This is a genomic window from Cryobacterium glaciale, assembly GCF_004402535.1.
In the GTDB taxonomy this organism is placed as follows: domain Bacteria; phylum Actinomycetota; class Actinomycetes; order Actinomycetales; family Microbacteriaceae; genus Cryobacterium; species Cryobacterium glaciale.
Window position 1 is genome coordinate 156,898 of record NZ_SOEY01000002.1, and the last position, 14,331, is coordinate 171,228.

At 64.9% G+C, this 14,331-nt stretch carries 12 protein-coding genes; 3 read left to right on the forward strand and 9 right to left on the reverse strand.

The window, feature by feature from the left end; translation table 11 throughout:
* Positions 1-212: 212 nt before the first annotated feature.
* The 4 genes from E3O06_RS00960 to E3O06_RS00975 all read right to left on the reverse strand — a co-directional run bounded on the left by E3O06_RS00960 (position 213) and on the right by E3O06_RS00975 (position 5,786).
* Positions 213-2,120 carry an ABC transporter ATP-binding protein gene (locus E3O06_RS00960; protein WP_420898855.1) on the reverse strand — a complete coding sequence of 636 codons (1,908 nt, stop codon included), beginning with the start codon at positions 2,118-2,120 and terminating at the stop codon, positions 213-215.
* A 90-nt stretch (positions 2,121-2,210) separates the two neighbouring features.
* Positions 2,211-3,179 carry a carbohydrate ABC transporter permease gene (locus E3O06_RS00965; RefSeq protein ID WP_134501162.1) on the reverse strand — a complete coding sequence of 323 codons (969 nt, stop codon included), beginning with the start codon at positions 3,177-3,179 and terminating at the stop codon, positions 2,211-2,213.
* The gene (locus E3O06_RS00970) at positions 3,176-4,309 is read right to left on the reverse strand and encodes a carbohydrate ABC transporter permease (RefSeq protein WP_134501163.1); all 1,134 of its coding nucleotides are present in this window, start codon (positions 4,307-4,309) and stop codon (positions 3,176-3,178) included. Before E3O06_RS00970 ends, E3O06_RS00965 begins: the two co-directional genes overlap by 4 nt.
* A 157-nt stretch (positions 4,310-4,466) precedes the next feature.
* Positions 4,467-5,786 carry an ABC transporter substrate-binding protein gene (locus E3O06_RS00975; protein WP_134501164.1) on the reverse strand — a complete coding sequence of 440 codons (1,320 nt, stop codon included), beginning with the start codon at positions 5,784-5,786 and terminating at the stop codon, positions 4,467-4,469.
* 267 nt (positions 5,787-6,053) lie between these two features.
* Between E3O06_RS00975 and E3O06_RS00980 the strand changes: the two genes are divergently transcribed.
* Entirely contained in the window at positions 6,054-7,070 is a 1,017-nt protein-coding gene (locus tag E3O06_RS00980; RefSeq protein WP_134501165.1) for a LacI family DNA-binding transcriptional regulator, read from the forward strand.
* A gap of 103 nt (positions 7,071-7,173) precedes the next feature.
* Here the strand turns inward: E3O06_RS00980 and rplL are convergent, their stop codons facing one another.
* A complete protein-coding gene (gene rplL, locus E3O06_RS00985; protein WP_092340409.1) occupies positions 7,174-7,557 on the reverse strand; it encodes a 50S ribosomal protein L7/L12 in 384 nt (127 codons plus the stop codon).
* 53 nt (positions 7,558-7,610) lie between these two features.
* Complete coding sequence (gene rplJ / locus E3O06_RS00990) at positions 7,611-8,126, reverse strand: 50S ribosomal protein L10 (protein WP_092340410.1); 516 nt, start codon at positions 8,124-8,126, stop codon at positions 7,611-7,613.
* A 375-nt stretch (positions 8,127-8,501) separates the two neighbouring features.
* On the opposite strand from rplJ, the gene E3O06_RS00995 reads away from it, so the two are divergent.
* Complete coding sequence (locus E3O06_RS00995; protein ID WP_338144778.1) at positions 8,502-10,055, forward strand: MDR family MFS transporter; 1,554 nt, start codon at positions 8,502-8,504, stop codon at positions 10,053-10,055.
* Positions 10,052-10,513: a MarR family winged helix-turn-helix transcriptional regulator gene (locus tag E3O06_RS01000; protein WP_134501167.1), complete on the forward strand. Its 462-nt coding sequence runs from the start codon at positions 10,052-10,054 to the stop codon at positions 10,511-10,513. The genes E3O06_RS00995 and E3O06_RS01000 overlap by 4 nt, the downstream gene beginning before the upstream one ends.
* A gap of 149 nt (positions 10,514-10,662) precedes the next feature.
* On the opposite strand, the gene E3O06_RS01005 is transcribed toward E3O06_RS01000, so the two are convergent.
* The 3 genes from E3O06_RS01005 to E3O06_RS01015 form a co-directional block, all read right to left on the reverse strand.
* On the reverse strand, positions 10,663-12,168 hold the full coding sequence (locus E3O06_RS01005; protein WP_134501236.1) for a sensor histidine kinase: 1,506 nt from the start codon (positions 12,166-12,168) through the stop codon (positions 10,663-10,665).
* 23 nt (positions 12,169-12,191) lie between these two features.
* Positions 12,192-12,938: a response regulator transcription factor gene (locus tag E3O06_RS01010; protein WP_166788049.1), complete on the reverse strand. Its 747-nt coding sequence runs from the start codon at positions 12,936-12,938 to the stop codon at positions 12,192-12,194.
* A 67-nt stretch (positions 12,939-13,005) separates the two neighbouring features.
* On the reverse strand, positions 13,006-14,121 hold the full coding sequence (locus E3O06_RS01015) for a hypothetical protein (protein WP_134501169.1): 1,116 nt from the start codon (positions 14,119-14,121) through the stop codon (positions 13,006-13,008).
* Between the last annotated feature and the right edge of the window lie 210 nt (positions 14,122-14,331).

The window sequence follows — 14,331 nt, forward strand, 5'->3', positions numbered from 1 at the left end:
TCCACCGCGATCTCGGGCCCACCTTCGGAAAGCGGGCCCATGATCCATCATGGGCCCGCCTTCCGGGCCCGGGCCCGGAAAGTGAAACGCGCGGAACGGGGACGGTGCGGCGAGGAGCTCGCCGCACGCCGTCCAACATTCGCCGGGCCCACCTTAGGGAACCGGGCCCATGATCTATCGTGGGCCCAGTTTCCGGGCCCGGGCCCGGAAACTTAGAGCACGGGGCTCGCCGTGATCTGGCGGGCGTAGAGGCTCGCGTAGACGGCGCCGCGGGCGAGCAGTTCGGTGTGCGTGCCGCGCTCCACGATGCGGCCACCATCGACGACGAAGATCACGTCGGCGTCGACGATCGTCGACAGGCGGTGGGCGATCGCGATGGTGGTGCGGCCGTGGCTGGCGGTCTCGAGCGCGGCCTGCACCACACCCTCGGAGATGGAGTCGAGCGCGCTCGTGGCCTCATCGAGGATGAGCACCGGCGGGTCCTTGAGCAGCACCCTGGCGATGGCAATGCGCTGCTTCTCGCCACCAGAGAGCCGGTAACCGCGCTCCCCCACCATCGTGTCGTACTTCCCGGGGAACGAGTCGATCGTGTCGTGGATGTTGGCGGCGCGCGCGGCAGCGACCAGTTCGGCATCCGTTGCTTCGGGTTTGGCGTAGCGCAGATTCTCGGCGATCGTCGCGTGGAACAGGTAGGTCTCCTGGCTCACGATACCGATGTGCGACACCAGCGACTCCTGCTGCAGGTCGCGCACGTCGAGGCCGGAGAACAGTACCCGGCCGTCCGAGGCCTCGTAGAAGCGCGGAATCAGGTACGACACGGTGGTCTTGCCGGCACCCGACGGGCCGACGAAGGCGGCAAACTGGCCCGGCTCGATCACGAGCGACACATCGTCGAGGGTCGGGCGGGCGTCACCGCCGGCATCCGGATAGTTGAAGCGCACGTGGTCGAACTCGACCCGGCCTTTAGCGGAGCCGGCCGACGGCACCAGCGCAGCGCCGGGCTTGTCGCTGATCGCCGGCTTCAGGTCGAGGTATTCGAAAATGCGCGCAAACAACGCTGACGAGGTTTGCAGATCGAGCGCGACGCGCATGAGGCCGAGCAGCGGAAAGATCAGCCGCGCCTGCACGGTTGTGAAAGCCACGATCGTGCCGGGCGTGATGTCGGTCGTGCCGTTGAACACGAGCGCCCCCGCCACGAGGTACACGATCGCCGGAATCGCCGACAGGAACACGCTCACCGTGGCAAAGAACCACTGGCCGCTCATCTGCTGGCTCACCTGCAGCCGCACCTGGTTACGGTTCTCCTCGGCGTACCGGTCGATCTCGTTCTGCTGCCGGGTGAAGCTCTTCGACAGCAGAATGCCCGAGACGCTCAGGGTCTCCTGCGTGATCGCGGTCATGTCCGACAACGATTCCTGGGTCTTGCCGGCGATGCGCGCCCGCACCTGACCGACGCGGCGCTGCGCGAAGACCAAAATGGGCATGAGCACGACGGCCACGATGGTCAGCTGCCAATTCAACAACAACATGGCCACGAAGGCGGCGATCACGGTGACGGTATTGCCGAGGATGCTCGAAATCGTGTTGGTTAGTACCGTCGCCACACCGCCGACGTCGTTTTGCAGCCGCGACTGGATCACGCCGGTCTTGGTTTTGGTGAAGAAGCTCAGCTCCATCGCCTGCAGGTGGGTGAACAGTCGCACCCGCAGCGCGCCCATGACCTTGTTGCCGACGGTCGCGGTGAGCCAGGTCTGCCAGACGCCGAGCAGCGCGTTGATCAGGAAGACTCCGAGCATCATCGCCACCAGCACCCCGAGCACCGAGAGATTGGGGGTGCCTCCGGGCGGAAAGAGTCCGTCGTCGAAGGCGCGCTGGGTGAGCAGCGGCGGCACCACCGAGAGAGCGGCGCTGACCAGAACGAGCACGACAGTGATGCTGAGGGTCGTGCGATGCGGAGCGAACAGTGCGCCGATGCGGCCCAGCAGGTGCGGGATGCGCGGGGCGAGCGCGTTCTCGGCGCGCTGCGCTGCGGCATCCGCTCCACTGACGCGCTTGCGCGGGCGCTCTACACCCGCCTGCTGCCGCGGGCCGTGGCCGGGGGCACCGTGCATTCCACTCATGCATTTACTCTAAACGTCAGCACCGACCGCCCAGAACGGATGCCTGCGGCCGGGCCGGCCGCGGGCATCCGCTGCGCGCAGAACTGGCAGCTACCCTTTGGTGGCACCGGCAAGCAGGCCGCGCACAAAGTATCGCTGCAGAGCGAGGAACACGATCACCGGAACGATGATGGAGAGGAACGCAGCCGCTGTGAGCAGGTACCAGTCCTGGCCGCGCGTACCGGAAAGGTCGGCCAGCAGTTTCGTCATGGGCGCGACTGCCCCATCAGCGAAGATCAGCGCGACGAGGAGGTCGTTCCACACCCAGATGAACTGGAAGATGGCGATCGACGCGATGGCCGGCATGTTCAGCGGCAACACAATCCGGAAGAAGATCTGCGCGTGGCCAGCGCCATCGACTCGAGCCGCCTCGATGACATCGGCCGGAATCTCTGAGACAAAGTTGTGCAGCAGGTAGATGGCCAGCGGCAGGCCGAACATGGAGTGGGCGATCCACACCTGCGCGTAGCCGCCCGCCGCGAGCGGCTCGACCGAGGGAAATCCGAAGAACTCGCCCTGGGAGAAAAACAACAGCAGGGGCACGAGGGCCATTTGGATCGGCACGATCTGCAGCGCGAACACGCCGATGAACAAAATGTCCTTGCCGCGAAAGTCGATCCAGGCGAACGCGTAGGCCGCCATGCTCGCGATCATCAGCGGTATCAGGGTTGCCGGGAGCGTGATCGCGATCGAGTTGATGAAGGAACCGGCGAGATCGAGCTGGCTGTTTCCGGCGGCCAGAGCTGCGGTGTAGTTGTCGAGGGTGAGGCCGGGGTTCGAAAAGATTGTCCACCACCCGGTAGTGCGCACCTCCTGGGCGGGGCGGAACGACGAGATGAACAGGCCCAGCGTGGGAATGGTCCAGACCACCGCGATGACCAAAGCCGCAATGGTCGCGCCGCGACTGGTGAGTCGCCGTTTGGCGTTCTTGGCGACCGAATTCTCGGTGCGGCGTTCTCCTCGACCCAGCCGCCGTTTTGTGGCTGCATCGAGCGGGATTTCTGCGGGTGTGGCCGTCATCGGATTTCCCTTTGCTTCTTGATCTGGCGGGCGTTGTAGACAACGATCGGCACAACCAGCACGAAGAGGATCACTGCGAATGCGGCCGACCGTCCCAGTTCGAAGTTCTTAAACTGGGTGTACATCTCATTGGCGACGACGCTGGTGTCATTCGCGCCACCCGTCATGGTTCGAACGATGTCGAAGACTTTGAGCGACACGATGGAGATCGTTGTGAGAACGACGATCAACGCGCTGCGAATTCCGGGGACCGTGACGTTGGTGAACCGCTGCCACGCGCTGGTACCGTCAAGCTCCGCTGCCTCCATTTGCTCCACGGGCACTCCCTTGATCGCTGCCGAGAGCACGACCATGGCGAAACCGGTCTGTGCCCAGATCAGCACGACGATGAGGAAGAACGTATTCCACGGCGAAACGGCGATGAAGTCGACGGGCTGGCCACCGAACCAGAGGACGATCTGGTTGAGGAGTCCGATCTGCTCCTGATCGGCCGGGCGGGCCGTGTAGACGAAGCGCCAGATAATGGAGGCGCCCACGAACGAAATCGCCACGGGCAGAAAGACCAGGGTCTTGAAATACTTCTCGCCTCGACTCTTGTCGATGAACACGGCGTAGGCGAGTCCGGCGATAGTGGAGACGGTGGGAACGATCAGCACCCAGACGATCGTGTTGACGATGATCCGCACGTTGTCCGGCTGGCCGAACACCCACACGAAGTTCTCGAAGCCCACGAATCGGTCTCCGCGAGCGCTCATGAACGACTGCACCGTGGTCGAAATGGTGGGAACGATCAGGCCGATGCTCAGCAGGAGCACGGCCGGAGCAAGAAAGCCCACCAGCTGGAAGAGGTAACCGGGGCCTTTGCGGGAACGGAAGTCCAGCAGGAAAAAGAAACCGCCGAGCACTCCGGCGCCGGCGATGGCCCACCAGTACGACCCGCCAACGGCCAGGAGGAGCACCGGAGCCGCAACGCAAACCGCCAACCGGATGATCGTATACATCCGCCCCGCACGCGGTGCGATTTCCACGAAAAAAAGGACCAGTCCGACCACTGCGGCAAAGGCCCCGATAATGATTGGCACCTGCGCCAGCGGCGGCAATTGCGCCAGCCAGGCAAAGAAATCGGACATCTGAAACCTTTCGAGTTCAACGGTGGACTCTGGGCGACCGCCCGCTTCTCGGTGACACGGAACGGCTCAACGTCGGTGATTTGTAGGCACACAGTACACCGGCAAGAGCGTGGGCCGCCCGCATTTTCGTGCGGACGACCCACTCTGGGATATGTGACTATTCCGAGGGCCAGCCGGCCTCAATGCTGGTCAGCACGTCGGCCGTCGGGGTGCCGTTGATCCAGGACACAATTCCCTTCCAGAAGGTTCCCGCCCCCACCGTTCCAGGCATGAGGTCCGAACCGTCGAAACGGAAGGTCGTGTCCGGGTCCTGCAGGATCTTGATCGATTCCTGAAGGATCGGACTCGTCGCATTCTCCGGGTCCAGCCCGGAGTTTGCGCTGAGGACGCCACCGAGGGCGACCCGACTGTTCGCCCATTCCGGGCTCGAGAGGTACGCCTGGACCTTCTGGGTATCGGCGTCATCGGCGAACGCTCCGACGAACTCGCCGCCACCGGTTACCGCCTGGCCGCCCTCTTCAATCGACGGGGTGACGAAGGCCCACACGTCGGCGTCCGGGCCTACCTCTCCGCCGGCATCCACGATGAAACCGTCGAAGAAGGACGCCTGGTGATGCAGTGCGCACGTTCCATCAGCGATCGGAGTTGCAACGTCACCGAACGGGATGCTGTTGATCGACTTCACGTCGCCAAAGGTGGCGTTCACGTAGGAGGGGTTCAGCAGAATCTCGCCGACAGCGTCAAAGGCCTCCTGGATGCGTGGATCGGTGAAAGGAACCTCGTTGGCGACCCACTGGTCATAGACTTCCGGGCCGGCCTGTCGCAGAACGAGGTCTTCGACCCAGTCTGTTCCCGGCCAACCGGTGGCGTCGCCCGACGAGAATCCGGCGCACCACGGGGCCGTTCCCGTCTTCTCCTGGATGGTCTTGGTAACCGCGAGGAGCTCGTCCCACGTCTGGGGGACCTCGACACCCCACTCGGCGAACTTGGACGGGGAGTACCAGATGAAGCCCTTCAGGCTGGCCATCAGCGGGGCGCCGTAGAACACGTCGTCTACCGTGCCGTAGGCCTTCCAGTCCGCGGACCAGTATTCATCGACGTTGTCTTCGACGGCCGTGGGGGCTGGCTTGAGAAAGCCTCGGCTGGCCAGGTCGGCAAAGAGGCCCGGCTGCGGGATGATTGCCAGGTCGGGGGCGTTTCCACCCTGCGCCCGGATCGCGATCTGCGCCTCGAACTCCTTGGAAGATTCGAACTTGATTTCAATGCCGTTCTCCTCCTCCCAGGCGGCCCAGGACTCCTCAAGCAGTTCGGCCTCCGTGCCGGAGATTCCGCTGTAGACGCTGACCGACCCATCGCCCGCGGCGCCGGCCTCGGTGTCGGTGCTACCGGGGCCGCCGGAGCAGCCGGCGAGGGTAATGCCGGCGATCGCCGCGATGGCGATCGGAGTGGTGATACGACGGTGCAGGTAAGACCGCATCTTTTATCTCCTCATTGAGTGTTCGTGATCAGCAGCAGTGGTCCATGCGGAAGTCGGGAACCGGTTCCAGATCATAAGGTATGACACCCGATTAGGGAATGCAAGGCCGAGAATGTAACGGAATGGCAAAGATATGGCCAAACTCTCCGGTGGGTGCAAAACCCTATCGACGATCGCGACCGATAATCAAAAGCTTTCATGGAACCGGTTCCATGCTGGCCCAGTTCGCGCTAGGGTGAGGGCGCAGTCCCCATGGATGGAGGCCGAATGAGTGCAATCGCGGATGTCGCACGCCTCGCCGGGGTGGCGAAGGCCACGGCCAGCCGCGCGCTGAGCGGTCGCGGCTACGTCTCCACGGAGACCCGAGACAAAGTCATCGCCGCTGCACGCGAAATCGGATACGTTGCCTCGCCCAACGCGGCGAGTCTGGTGACCGGACGCACGCAAAGCGTTGGAGTGATCATTCCGTTCATCAGCCGGTGGTTCTTCGGCGAAGTGCTCGAAAGCCTGGAATTCGCGCTGCTCGAGCAGGGCTACGATATGACCCTGTACAACCTGCCGCCGGCCTCCCCCGAACGGGACCGGGTCTTCGAATTCTTCCTGGCCCGAAAACGCTTCGACGGCATCATCTCGGTCGGTGTGGCACTGAGCGAGCAGGAAGTAGACCACCTGCACCGACTCGGTCGGCCGCTCGTCGGCGTCGGCGGTCCCATTCGCGGTGTACCCACGATCGAGATCGACGACGTTGCGGCCGCTCGTCTGGCCACCGAACACCTGCTCAGTCTCGGGCATCGCGACATCGTGCATGTCGGAGGCAGCCAGGTCGACGAGATGGACTTTCACGTGCACAGCAATCGCCTGCGCGGTTTCCAGGCGGCAATGCTGGCCGCAGGGCTGTCGGTGAGCGGATGCTTCTACTCGGCAGAATTCACCATGCCGGGTGGTTACGAGCGCGGGTTGGCCCTTCTCGGAGATCCTCGCCGCCGTCCGACCGCGATCTTCGCGGCGAGTGATGAGATCGCCTTCGGACTCATCCTGGCCGCCCGCGAGCTGGGCATCCGGGTACCCACCGAGCTGAGCGTGATTGGCATCGACGGCCATCCGCACGCCGAGATGTTTCGCCTCACCACCCTCGCGCAGCATCCGCGCGCCCAGGGTGAACTCGCCGTGCGCACCCTCGTCGCCGAACTCGCGTCCCGCAGCGGCACGGGAGAATCAACGGTGCTGCCGACCAGCCTGATCATTCGTTCGAGCACGAGTGCCCCGCGGGTCCGGGGCACCTGACAACACAAAGGGCGCCGTCTCCTTTCGGAAACGACGCCCTTGCACCCAACTGGCCCGAAGGCCCGTCGGCTACGCCTCAATCAGATCCCCTTGCGGGGAATGACTACTTGAGGGTGACGGTTGCGCCGGCCTCTTCGAGGGAAGCCTTGGCCTTCTCGGCAGCGTCCTTGGCAACGCCCTCGAGGACGGCCTTCGGTGCGCCATCGACAACGGCCTTGGCCTCGCCGAGGCCCAGGCTGGTGAGCTCGCGCACAACCTTGATGACCTGGATCTTCTTGTCGCCGACGGCGTCAAGGATCACGTCGAACGCGGTCTGCTCTTCGACCTCTTCAGCAGCAGCGGCGGGGCCAGCGGCTCCGGCAGCGGCGACGGGAGCGGCTGCGGTGACCTCGAAGGTCTCCTCGAACGCCTTGACGAACTCAGAGAGCTCGATGAGGGTCAGGCCCTTGAACTGCTCAAGCAGGTCTTCAGTGGAAAGCTTTGCCATGATGTACTCCTAATAGTTTCTAAAAATTCGTGAACCGTGAACGAGGCAGGTGCCTAGTTCGCGGACTCCTGCTTCTCACGCAGCGCGTCGATGGTGCGAACAGCCTTCGACAGCGGTGCCTGGAAGAGATAAGCGGCTCCGAACAGCGATGCCTTGAAGGCGCCGGCCAGCTTGGCCAGCAGCACCTCGCGGGACTCGAGGTCGGCAAGCTTGCCAACCTCCGCTGCGGTGAGCGGGTTACCGTCAAAGTAACCGCCCTTTACCACCAGGAGAGGGTTTGCCTTGGTAAAGGCACGCAGGGTCTTCGCGACGGCGACGGGGTCTCCGTGTACGAAGGCGATAGCGGACGGACCGACAAGTTCCTCGTCGAACGAGGTGATGCCGGCCTTGTTGGCCGCAATCTTGGTGAGCGTGTTCTTTACCACGGCGTACGTGGCGTCCTCACTGATGGACTTACGCAGGCTCTTGAGCTGCGCAACAGTGAGACCGCGGTACTCGGTGAGCAGAACGGCGGTCGAGCTTTCGAATTTCTCCGTAAGCTCGGCGACCGTTGCTTCCTTGTTCGCCATGGTGCTCCTCATTAATAATCATGTGCCGGGTAGCCCGGGGCGCAGACATGAAAAAAGCTCCAGCGCAGGGCGCCGGAGCTTGGGGAACAATCCAAAAGACTGTAACTGAACTTCGAACACCTGCGCGGGCCGTTCACGTGAATGAACCTTCGTCCGCGCTTCTGTCTCTCGACATAGCGCAGCAACCGGCGGTCTGTGGCTGAGGTTCACTGTACGGCACGGGTCGGGCGCGTGCAAATCGGGGGCGGTGGCATCCGCTGGAAAGATGATTGACATCCATCAACTACTTATATATCGTTGATAGTTGTCAATCATTTGAGGAGTCGCATGAGCCGCGCCAGCCGCACCCCTCGGGAACCGATCAAAGAGGGCTCCATGACGCATCGTCAGGTGCTCGAAGCGCTCTCGGGTCTGCTGCTGGGCATGTTCGTGTCGATTCTGGCCAACACCGTCGTGAGCACCTCGCTGCCGCTCATCCTCAGTGATCTCAAGGGTTCGCAGTCCGCCTATACCTGGGTGGTCACGGCAACCCTGCTGGCCACGACGGTCAGCACGCCGATCTGGGGCAAATTCGCCGACCTGTTCAACCGCAAGCTGCTCATTCAGCTGGCCCTCGGCGTGTTCGTGATCGGCAGCGCGCTCGCCGGCTTCTCGCAGGATGCCGGCACGCTCATCGCCTTCCGCGTACTACAGGGTCTCGGCGCCGGCGGTCTGGTGGCTCTCAGCCAGATCATCATGGCCGATATCATCAGCCCGCGCGAGCGCGGCCGCTACGCCGGCCTGTTCGGCGCGGTCATGGCGCTCGGCACCATCGGCGGCCCGCTGCTCGGCGGCGTCGTGACGGATGCCTTCGGCTGGCGCTGGAATTTCTTCATCGCCCTCCCGGTGACGATCGTCGCGATCGTCCTCCTGCAGCGCACCCTGCACCTGCCGCCCCGCGTGAAACGGGTCGTGCGCATTGACTACCTCGGCGCCGCGCTCATCACGAGTGGTGTTTCGCTCCTCCTGATCTGGGTGACGCTGGCCGGATCACAGTTCGAGTGGCTCTCACTGACTTCGTGGGCCATGGTGATCGGCGCCGTCGTTCTGCTCGTCGTGGCGATCATCGTGGAGTTTCGTGCGCCGGAACCGATCATTCCGCTCAGCTTGTTTCGCAACCACACCTTCAGCCTCTCGACCGTTGCGAGCCTCGCGGTGGGTGTCTCGCTGTTCGGCACCTCGGTCTACCTCAGCCAGTACATGCAGCTCGCCCGTGGCGCGACGCCCACCCAGTCGGGTCTGCTCACGATTCCGATGATGGGCGGCCTGCTCATCTCGTCGACCCTGTTCGGCACGGTGATCAGTCGGCGCGGAACCTGGAAGTCGATCATGGTCTCCGGCTCTGTACTCATGCTGGCCGGAACCACTCTGCTTGGCACCCTCGACGTGAATACCAGCCTCGTCTTCGTCGGCGTCTATATGTTCATCCTCGGCGCCGGCGTTGGCATGGTCATGCAGAACCTCGTTCTGGTTGTGCAGAACACCATCGAGGTGCGGCACCTCGGCGTTGCCACGAGCTCAGTGACGTTCTTTCGCAGCCTCGGCGGGGCGGTCGGCGTCTCGGTGATGGGCTCCATTCTCGGCAGCGTCGTCGCTGCGCAGATCACGAGCCGCGTCGCCGCCCTCAGCCCGGCCAATCAAGCGGATGCCGGTCGCCTGCTCGGCGACGGCGTCATCCCGCAGGTGAACCTGCTGCCCGACCTGCTGCGCATCATCGTGGAGACGGCCTACGGTTCCGGTGTCGGCACGATCTTCTTAGTGAGCGCACCACTGGCCCTCGTGACCCTGGTCACGGTGTCGATGCTGCCGAATCATGCGCTCGGCACGGAGACCGGCATTGACCGGGCCCGCGATACGAACCTGGTACCGGCGCCGGAGCCTACGCCGTGAGCGAGAACACGGAGCCGCTCGCGTTGGACGGCGACAGCCCCGAGCTGGCCAGGGTGGAGGCTCAGATGGCGATGCTGGCGGCAAACATTCGGGCCAGCACGCGTTCGACCGCGGCCGTGATCGACCCGACCCTGGAGCCGTTCGGGCTGGCGCTGTTACGTGTACTCGCCCGACGCGGCGAAACGCATGCCGGCGTTGTCGCCGACGTGCTCGCGGTGGATCGCAGCATGATCAGCCGCCAAACGAAGCTGCTCTGTACGCTCGGGCTGGTGACGACTCGGGTCGACCCGCTCGACGGCCGCGCCCGAGTTCTGGCCCTGACTGCCCTCGCGGAAGAGAAACTCGCCGAGGTGCGCCGCAATCACACGGCCCTCGTGCACCGGCGGCTCAGCCGCTGGACTCCCGCTGAGCTGGACCAGTTCGCCATGCTGCTGGAACGGCTGAACGAACCCGATTAGGGCCACAACTTCAATCCCCCCGCGTTGCCCTGACCGCTTGACTTTGCCCGTTTCAATCGGGTCGAGACTCACGGCTCGGCGACCAGAACTCACGGCTCGATGAATGAAACGGCCCGAGTTTCACCCGGTCGGGCGCGACGTCCTGGCCGTTACACCTGGTCCGTGGCGATCGGCAGCTCGACCCGAAACCGGGTGTGGCCGGGCTCGCTGTCGACGGTGACCTCGCCGTGGTGCGCGGCGACGACCGCGGCCACGATCGCCAGGCCGAGGCCCGTGCTGCCGGTTCCGCGAAAGCGTGAGCTGTCGCCGCGGGCGAATCGTTCAAACAGGGTATCGGCGAGGGACTCGGGAATGCCCGGTCCGTTGTCGGTGACCGTTATGACGGCCCGGTCGCCGACGGCCGTCAACGCGACGACGACTTCACTGCCGGCATCCGTGTGCACGCGCGCGTTGGCGAGCAGGTTCGTGACGACCTGACGCAGGCGCGGTTCGTCGCCGATCGCCTCGATCGGTTCATCCGGCAGCTCGAGATTCCAGACATGATCAGGGCCGGCCGCGTGGGCGTCGCTCACCGCGTCGACGAGCAGCATGGTGAGGTCCACCGGTTGCCGTTCGAGTTCGCGGCCTTCGTCGAGCCGGGCGAGCAGCAGCAGGTCTTCAACCAGGCCGGTCATGCGCACCGACTCGGATTCGATCCGCCCGAGTGCGTGGATCGCGTCGGGTGGCAACTGCTGGCCACTGCGACGGGTCAGCTCGGAATAGCCACGAATCGAGGCGAGCGGGGTGCGCAATTCGTGACTGGCATCGGCGACGAACTGGCGCACCTTGCGTTCGCTGGCCTGCCGCGCCTCCAGGGCGAGGTCGACGTGGTCGAGCATGCGGTTGAGGGCGGCGCCGACCCGGCCCACCTCGGTGCGCGGATCGGTGTCGCCGGTCGGAACCCGGTCATCGAGCGAGACCTCGCCGCGGTCCAGGGGCAGTTGTGCTACCCGGGTGGCGGTCGCGGTCACGCGTTGCAGCGGGCGCAAGGCCAGCCGCACGACCCAGGCGGCAATGATGGCGACGACGACGAGCCCGGCGAGCGAGACGAGCGTGATGATCAGAGCCAGCTGTGCTGCTGTAGCCGCGACGCCGGACAAGGGCAGCCCGACCAGGTAGACGATACCGGTGCGCGAGGTTTGCACCTGCACGCGGTACTCACCGAGTTCCCCACCGAGATTGACCGTGACGGCGGCCGACTGGTTCACCTGGTCGGCAAGCAGCTGCACCTGATCGCTGGAGAGTTGTTCGATGGCACCGCTCTGGTCGTCGGTATAGCCGGTCGTGATGCTTGATCCGTCATAGACCAGGGCGAGCAGGCCGGGCGGCTGGGCGGGGCCGCCGAGAATGCTGTCGGCCGTGGGCGTACCGAAGAAGGTATTTCCGGGGATATCGCCGAAGCGGTCGCCGTCATTGTCGCCGATGCCAAGCACCGCGCCGGAGCGCTCCACGGCCGAGGCGAGTTGCACGTCGAGGCGGTCGATCAGGGAGGCGCGCAGAATGACGACGCTCACCGCCCCGATCGTGATGCTCACGAGCGCGAGCAGCGCGACGACGGTGAGCACGAGGCGCCGCTGCAGGGTCCAGGGCGCGCGGGGTTGACGGCGGCGCGGCATCCGTTTAAGTCGAAGCCGTGGCATCAGGCGGTCTTGAGCATATAGCCGGCGCCGCGCACCGTGTGGATCATCGGCTCGCGACCGGCATCGATCTTCTTGCGCAGGTAGGAGATGTAGATTTCGACGACGCTCGACTTGCCGCCGAAGTCGTAGCTCCAGACCCGGTCGAGAATCTGCGCCTTGCTGAGCACCCGGCGCGGGTTGCGCATGAGAAAACGCAGCAGTTCGAACTCGGTCGCGGTCAGTTCAATGGCCGAACCATCGCGAAAGACCTCGTAGCTATCTTCGTCGAGGGTAAGATCGCCGACGGTGATGCGCGGGTCGGTCGAGTCGGCCACGGCGAGGGTGGAGCGGCGAATGAGGCCGCGCAGCCGGGCGACGACCTCTTCGAGGCTGAACGGTTTGGTGACATAGTCGTCGCCGCCGGCGGTGAGCCCCGCGATGCGGTCGTCGAGCGAGTCCTTGGCGGTGAGAAAGAGCACGGGAGTTTCGTAGCCGTCGGCGCGCACCCGCTGCAGCACCTGCAGGCCGTCGATGTCGGGCAGCATGATGTCGAGCACGATGGCGTCCGGGCGGAACTCGCGGGCGATCGTGAGCGCTTGGCGGCCCTCGCCGGCGGTGCGCACCTCCCAGCCTTCGTAGCGCAGGGCCATCGAGAGCAGGTCGGTGAGAGTGGGTTCGTCGTCAACGACCAGCACCCGGATGGCGCTGCCATCAGCTTTGGTCAGCCGCGGACCGTGGCCGGTGTGGGTGCTCTCACGTCTGCTCATTGTGATGAGTATCCGGCAGTTGTCTATGAACGAGCTATGAGTGCACCCTCGGAATCCTGTGGCGCAGCTAGGCGGTCAGTGTGGCAAGGAGCGCCGGCGCCGGCACGAGCGCGTGGCGGCCAGGCAGGACCAGTCGCTGGCAGCCGTCGAGTTCGACCAGGATCGCGGTGTCAAGCCGGGAACCGGCGCGCTCCGGCCAGAGCACCGCGAACCGGGTGGGGTCGGTGGTGCACGTCGGTGCCTGCAGAGCGGATGCTGCGGCGGGAAGCAGCGCTGCGGCATCCGCTGCCAGGGTGGTCGCGCTGTCGAAGGTGCCGAACTGCAGGCTCATCATGCCGCCCAGCATCTCGTCGATGCCGTCGTTGGGTTCGGGTTCGGCGGCCGGATCGACCGTGTAGAAGCAGACGCTCGCGCCGTCGACGCCGGCATACGACGGGATCTCCACCGGGGAAACGGGTATCGGCTGCAGGTCCTCGCCAACCTCGCCGGAATCGGTCTGCAGGCTCGCGACACCGAACAGCAGCGACAGCTCGGGCGTGCTCGTGCTCATGGCGCAGCCGGCGTCGAGGGCCTCGCGACCGATCTGCAGCACGAGCGGCAGCACCGTCGAGTCGGTCAGCTCGAGCAATTCGAGCGCTTTCGCGGTCGCCGGCTTGGTCTTGCCGCAGGCCGTGCGCGGCCAGGCTGCCCGCAGCGCTTCGCCCGCGGCGTCTTCGAGCCAGAGTTCCGGCACGATCTCCATGTCGGCGGTGCAGGCCTGATTGAGTCCGGGCTGGTCGTTGGGTTCGGCGAGCGCCGCGAGCAGCGCGTTGAAGTCGCCCGTGCGGGTCTCGACCGTTACGGCCGACCAGCGGCCCTCTGCGTCGTCGACGCTGCCGTAAAAGGTGCAGCGATGGGCCGCGACCGGTTCGAAACCGGTTGGAACCATGCCTGGTGCAGGGGCGTCCGGATGTGTGGCGGTCAGATCGGTCTGGGCCGAAACGCCGTCCGGAAAGACCATCCCGTTGTTATTGAGGTTGGGCGCCTGGCAGTCGACGCCGGCGACGAGCTGCGCGACCGGGGTGTCGGTGGCGGCGGGGTAGCCGGGCAGACCGGCGCATCCGCTCAGCAGCACGGTCAGTGTGACCAGCCCGGCGAGCGCGGCTGATCGCAGTGTGCGAGCTGAGTGTGCGACCTGTGACATCATTGATCCCCCGATTGGTAGCCGTGCCCCCACGCTAGCGAACTCAAGTCTCTTCGCGATAACGATTCTCAGATGAGCGTATGCGTGCCTCGGCCAGGCAGGCCCGCTCGGCGCCGAGCAATCGGGCGGCACCCCGTGGCGGTGGCGCGCTGGTCGGGCGCGCGGGCACACAATAGAGGAGTGCCGAATTCCACGCTGTCCCTCTTCGAC

Excerpts from the sequence above, each read along its gene's own strand:
- E3O06_RS00960 (WP_420898855.1), bottom strand. The coding sequence starts at position 2,120 with ATGAGTGGAATGCACGGTGCCCCCGGCCACGGCCCGCGGCAGCAGGCG.
- E3O06_RS00965 (WP_134501162.1), bottom strand. The coding sequence starts at position 3,179 with ATGACGGCCACACCCGCAGAAATCCCGCTCGATGCAGCCACAAAACGG.
- E3O06_RS00970 (WP_134501163.1), bottom strand. The coding sequence starts at position 4,309 with ATGTCCGATTTCTTTGCCTGGCTGGCGCAATTGCCGCCGCTGGCGCAG.
- E3O06_RS00975 (WP_134501164.1), bottom strand. The coding sequence starts at position 5,786 with ATGCGGTCTTACCTGCACCGTCGTATCACCACTCCGATCGCCATCGCG.
- E3O06_RS00980 (WP_134501165.1), top strand. The coding sequence starts at position 6,054 with ATGAGTGCAATCGCGGATGTCGCACGCCTCGCCGGGGTGGCGAAGGCC.
- rplL (WP_092340409.1), bottom strand. The coding sequence starts at position 7,557 with ATGGCAAAGCTTTCCACTGAAGACCTGCTTGAGCAGTTCAAGGGCCTG.
- rplJ (WP_092340410.1), bottom strand. The coding sequence starts at position 8,126 with ATGGCGAACAAGGAAGCAACGGTCGCCGAGCTTACGGAGAAATTCGAA.
- E3O06_RS00995 (WP_338144778.1), top strand. The coding sequence starts at position 8,502 with ATGACGCATCGTCAGGTGCTCGAAGCGCTCTCGGGTCTGCTGCTGGGC.
- E3O06_RS01005 (WP_134501236.1), bottom strand. The coding sequence starts at position 12,168 with ATGCCGCGCCGCCGTCAACCCCGCGCGCCCTGGACCCTGCAGCGGCGC.
- E3O06_RS01010 (WP_166788049.1), bottom strand. The coding sequence starts at position 12,938 with ATGAGCAGACGTGAGAGCACCCACACCGGCCACGGTCCGCGGCTGACC.
- E3O06_RS01015 (WP_134501169.1), bottom strand. The coding sequence starts at position 14,121 with ATGTCACAGGTCGCACACTCAGCTCGCACACTGCGATCAGCCGCGCTC.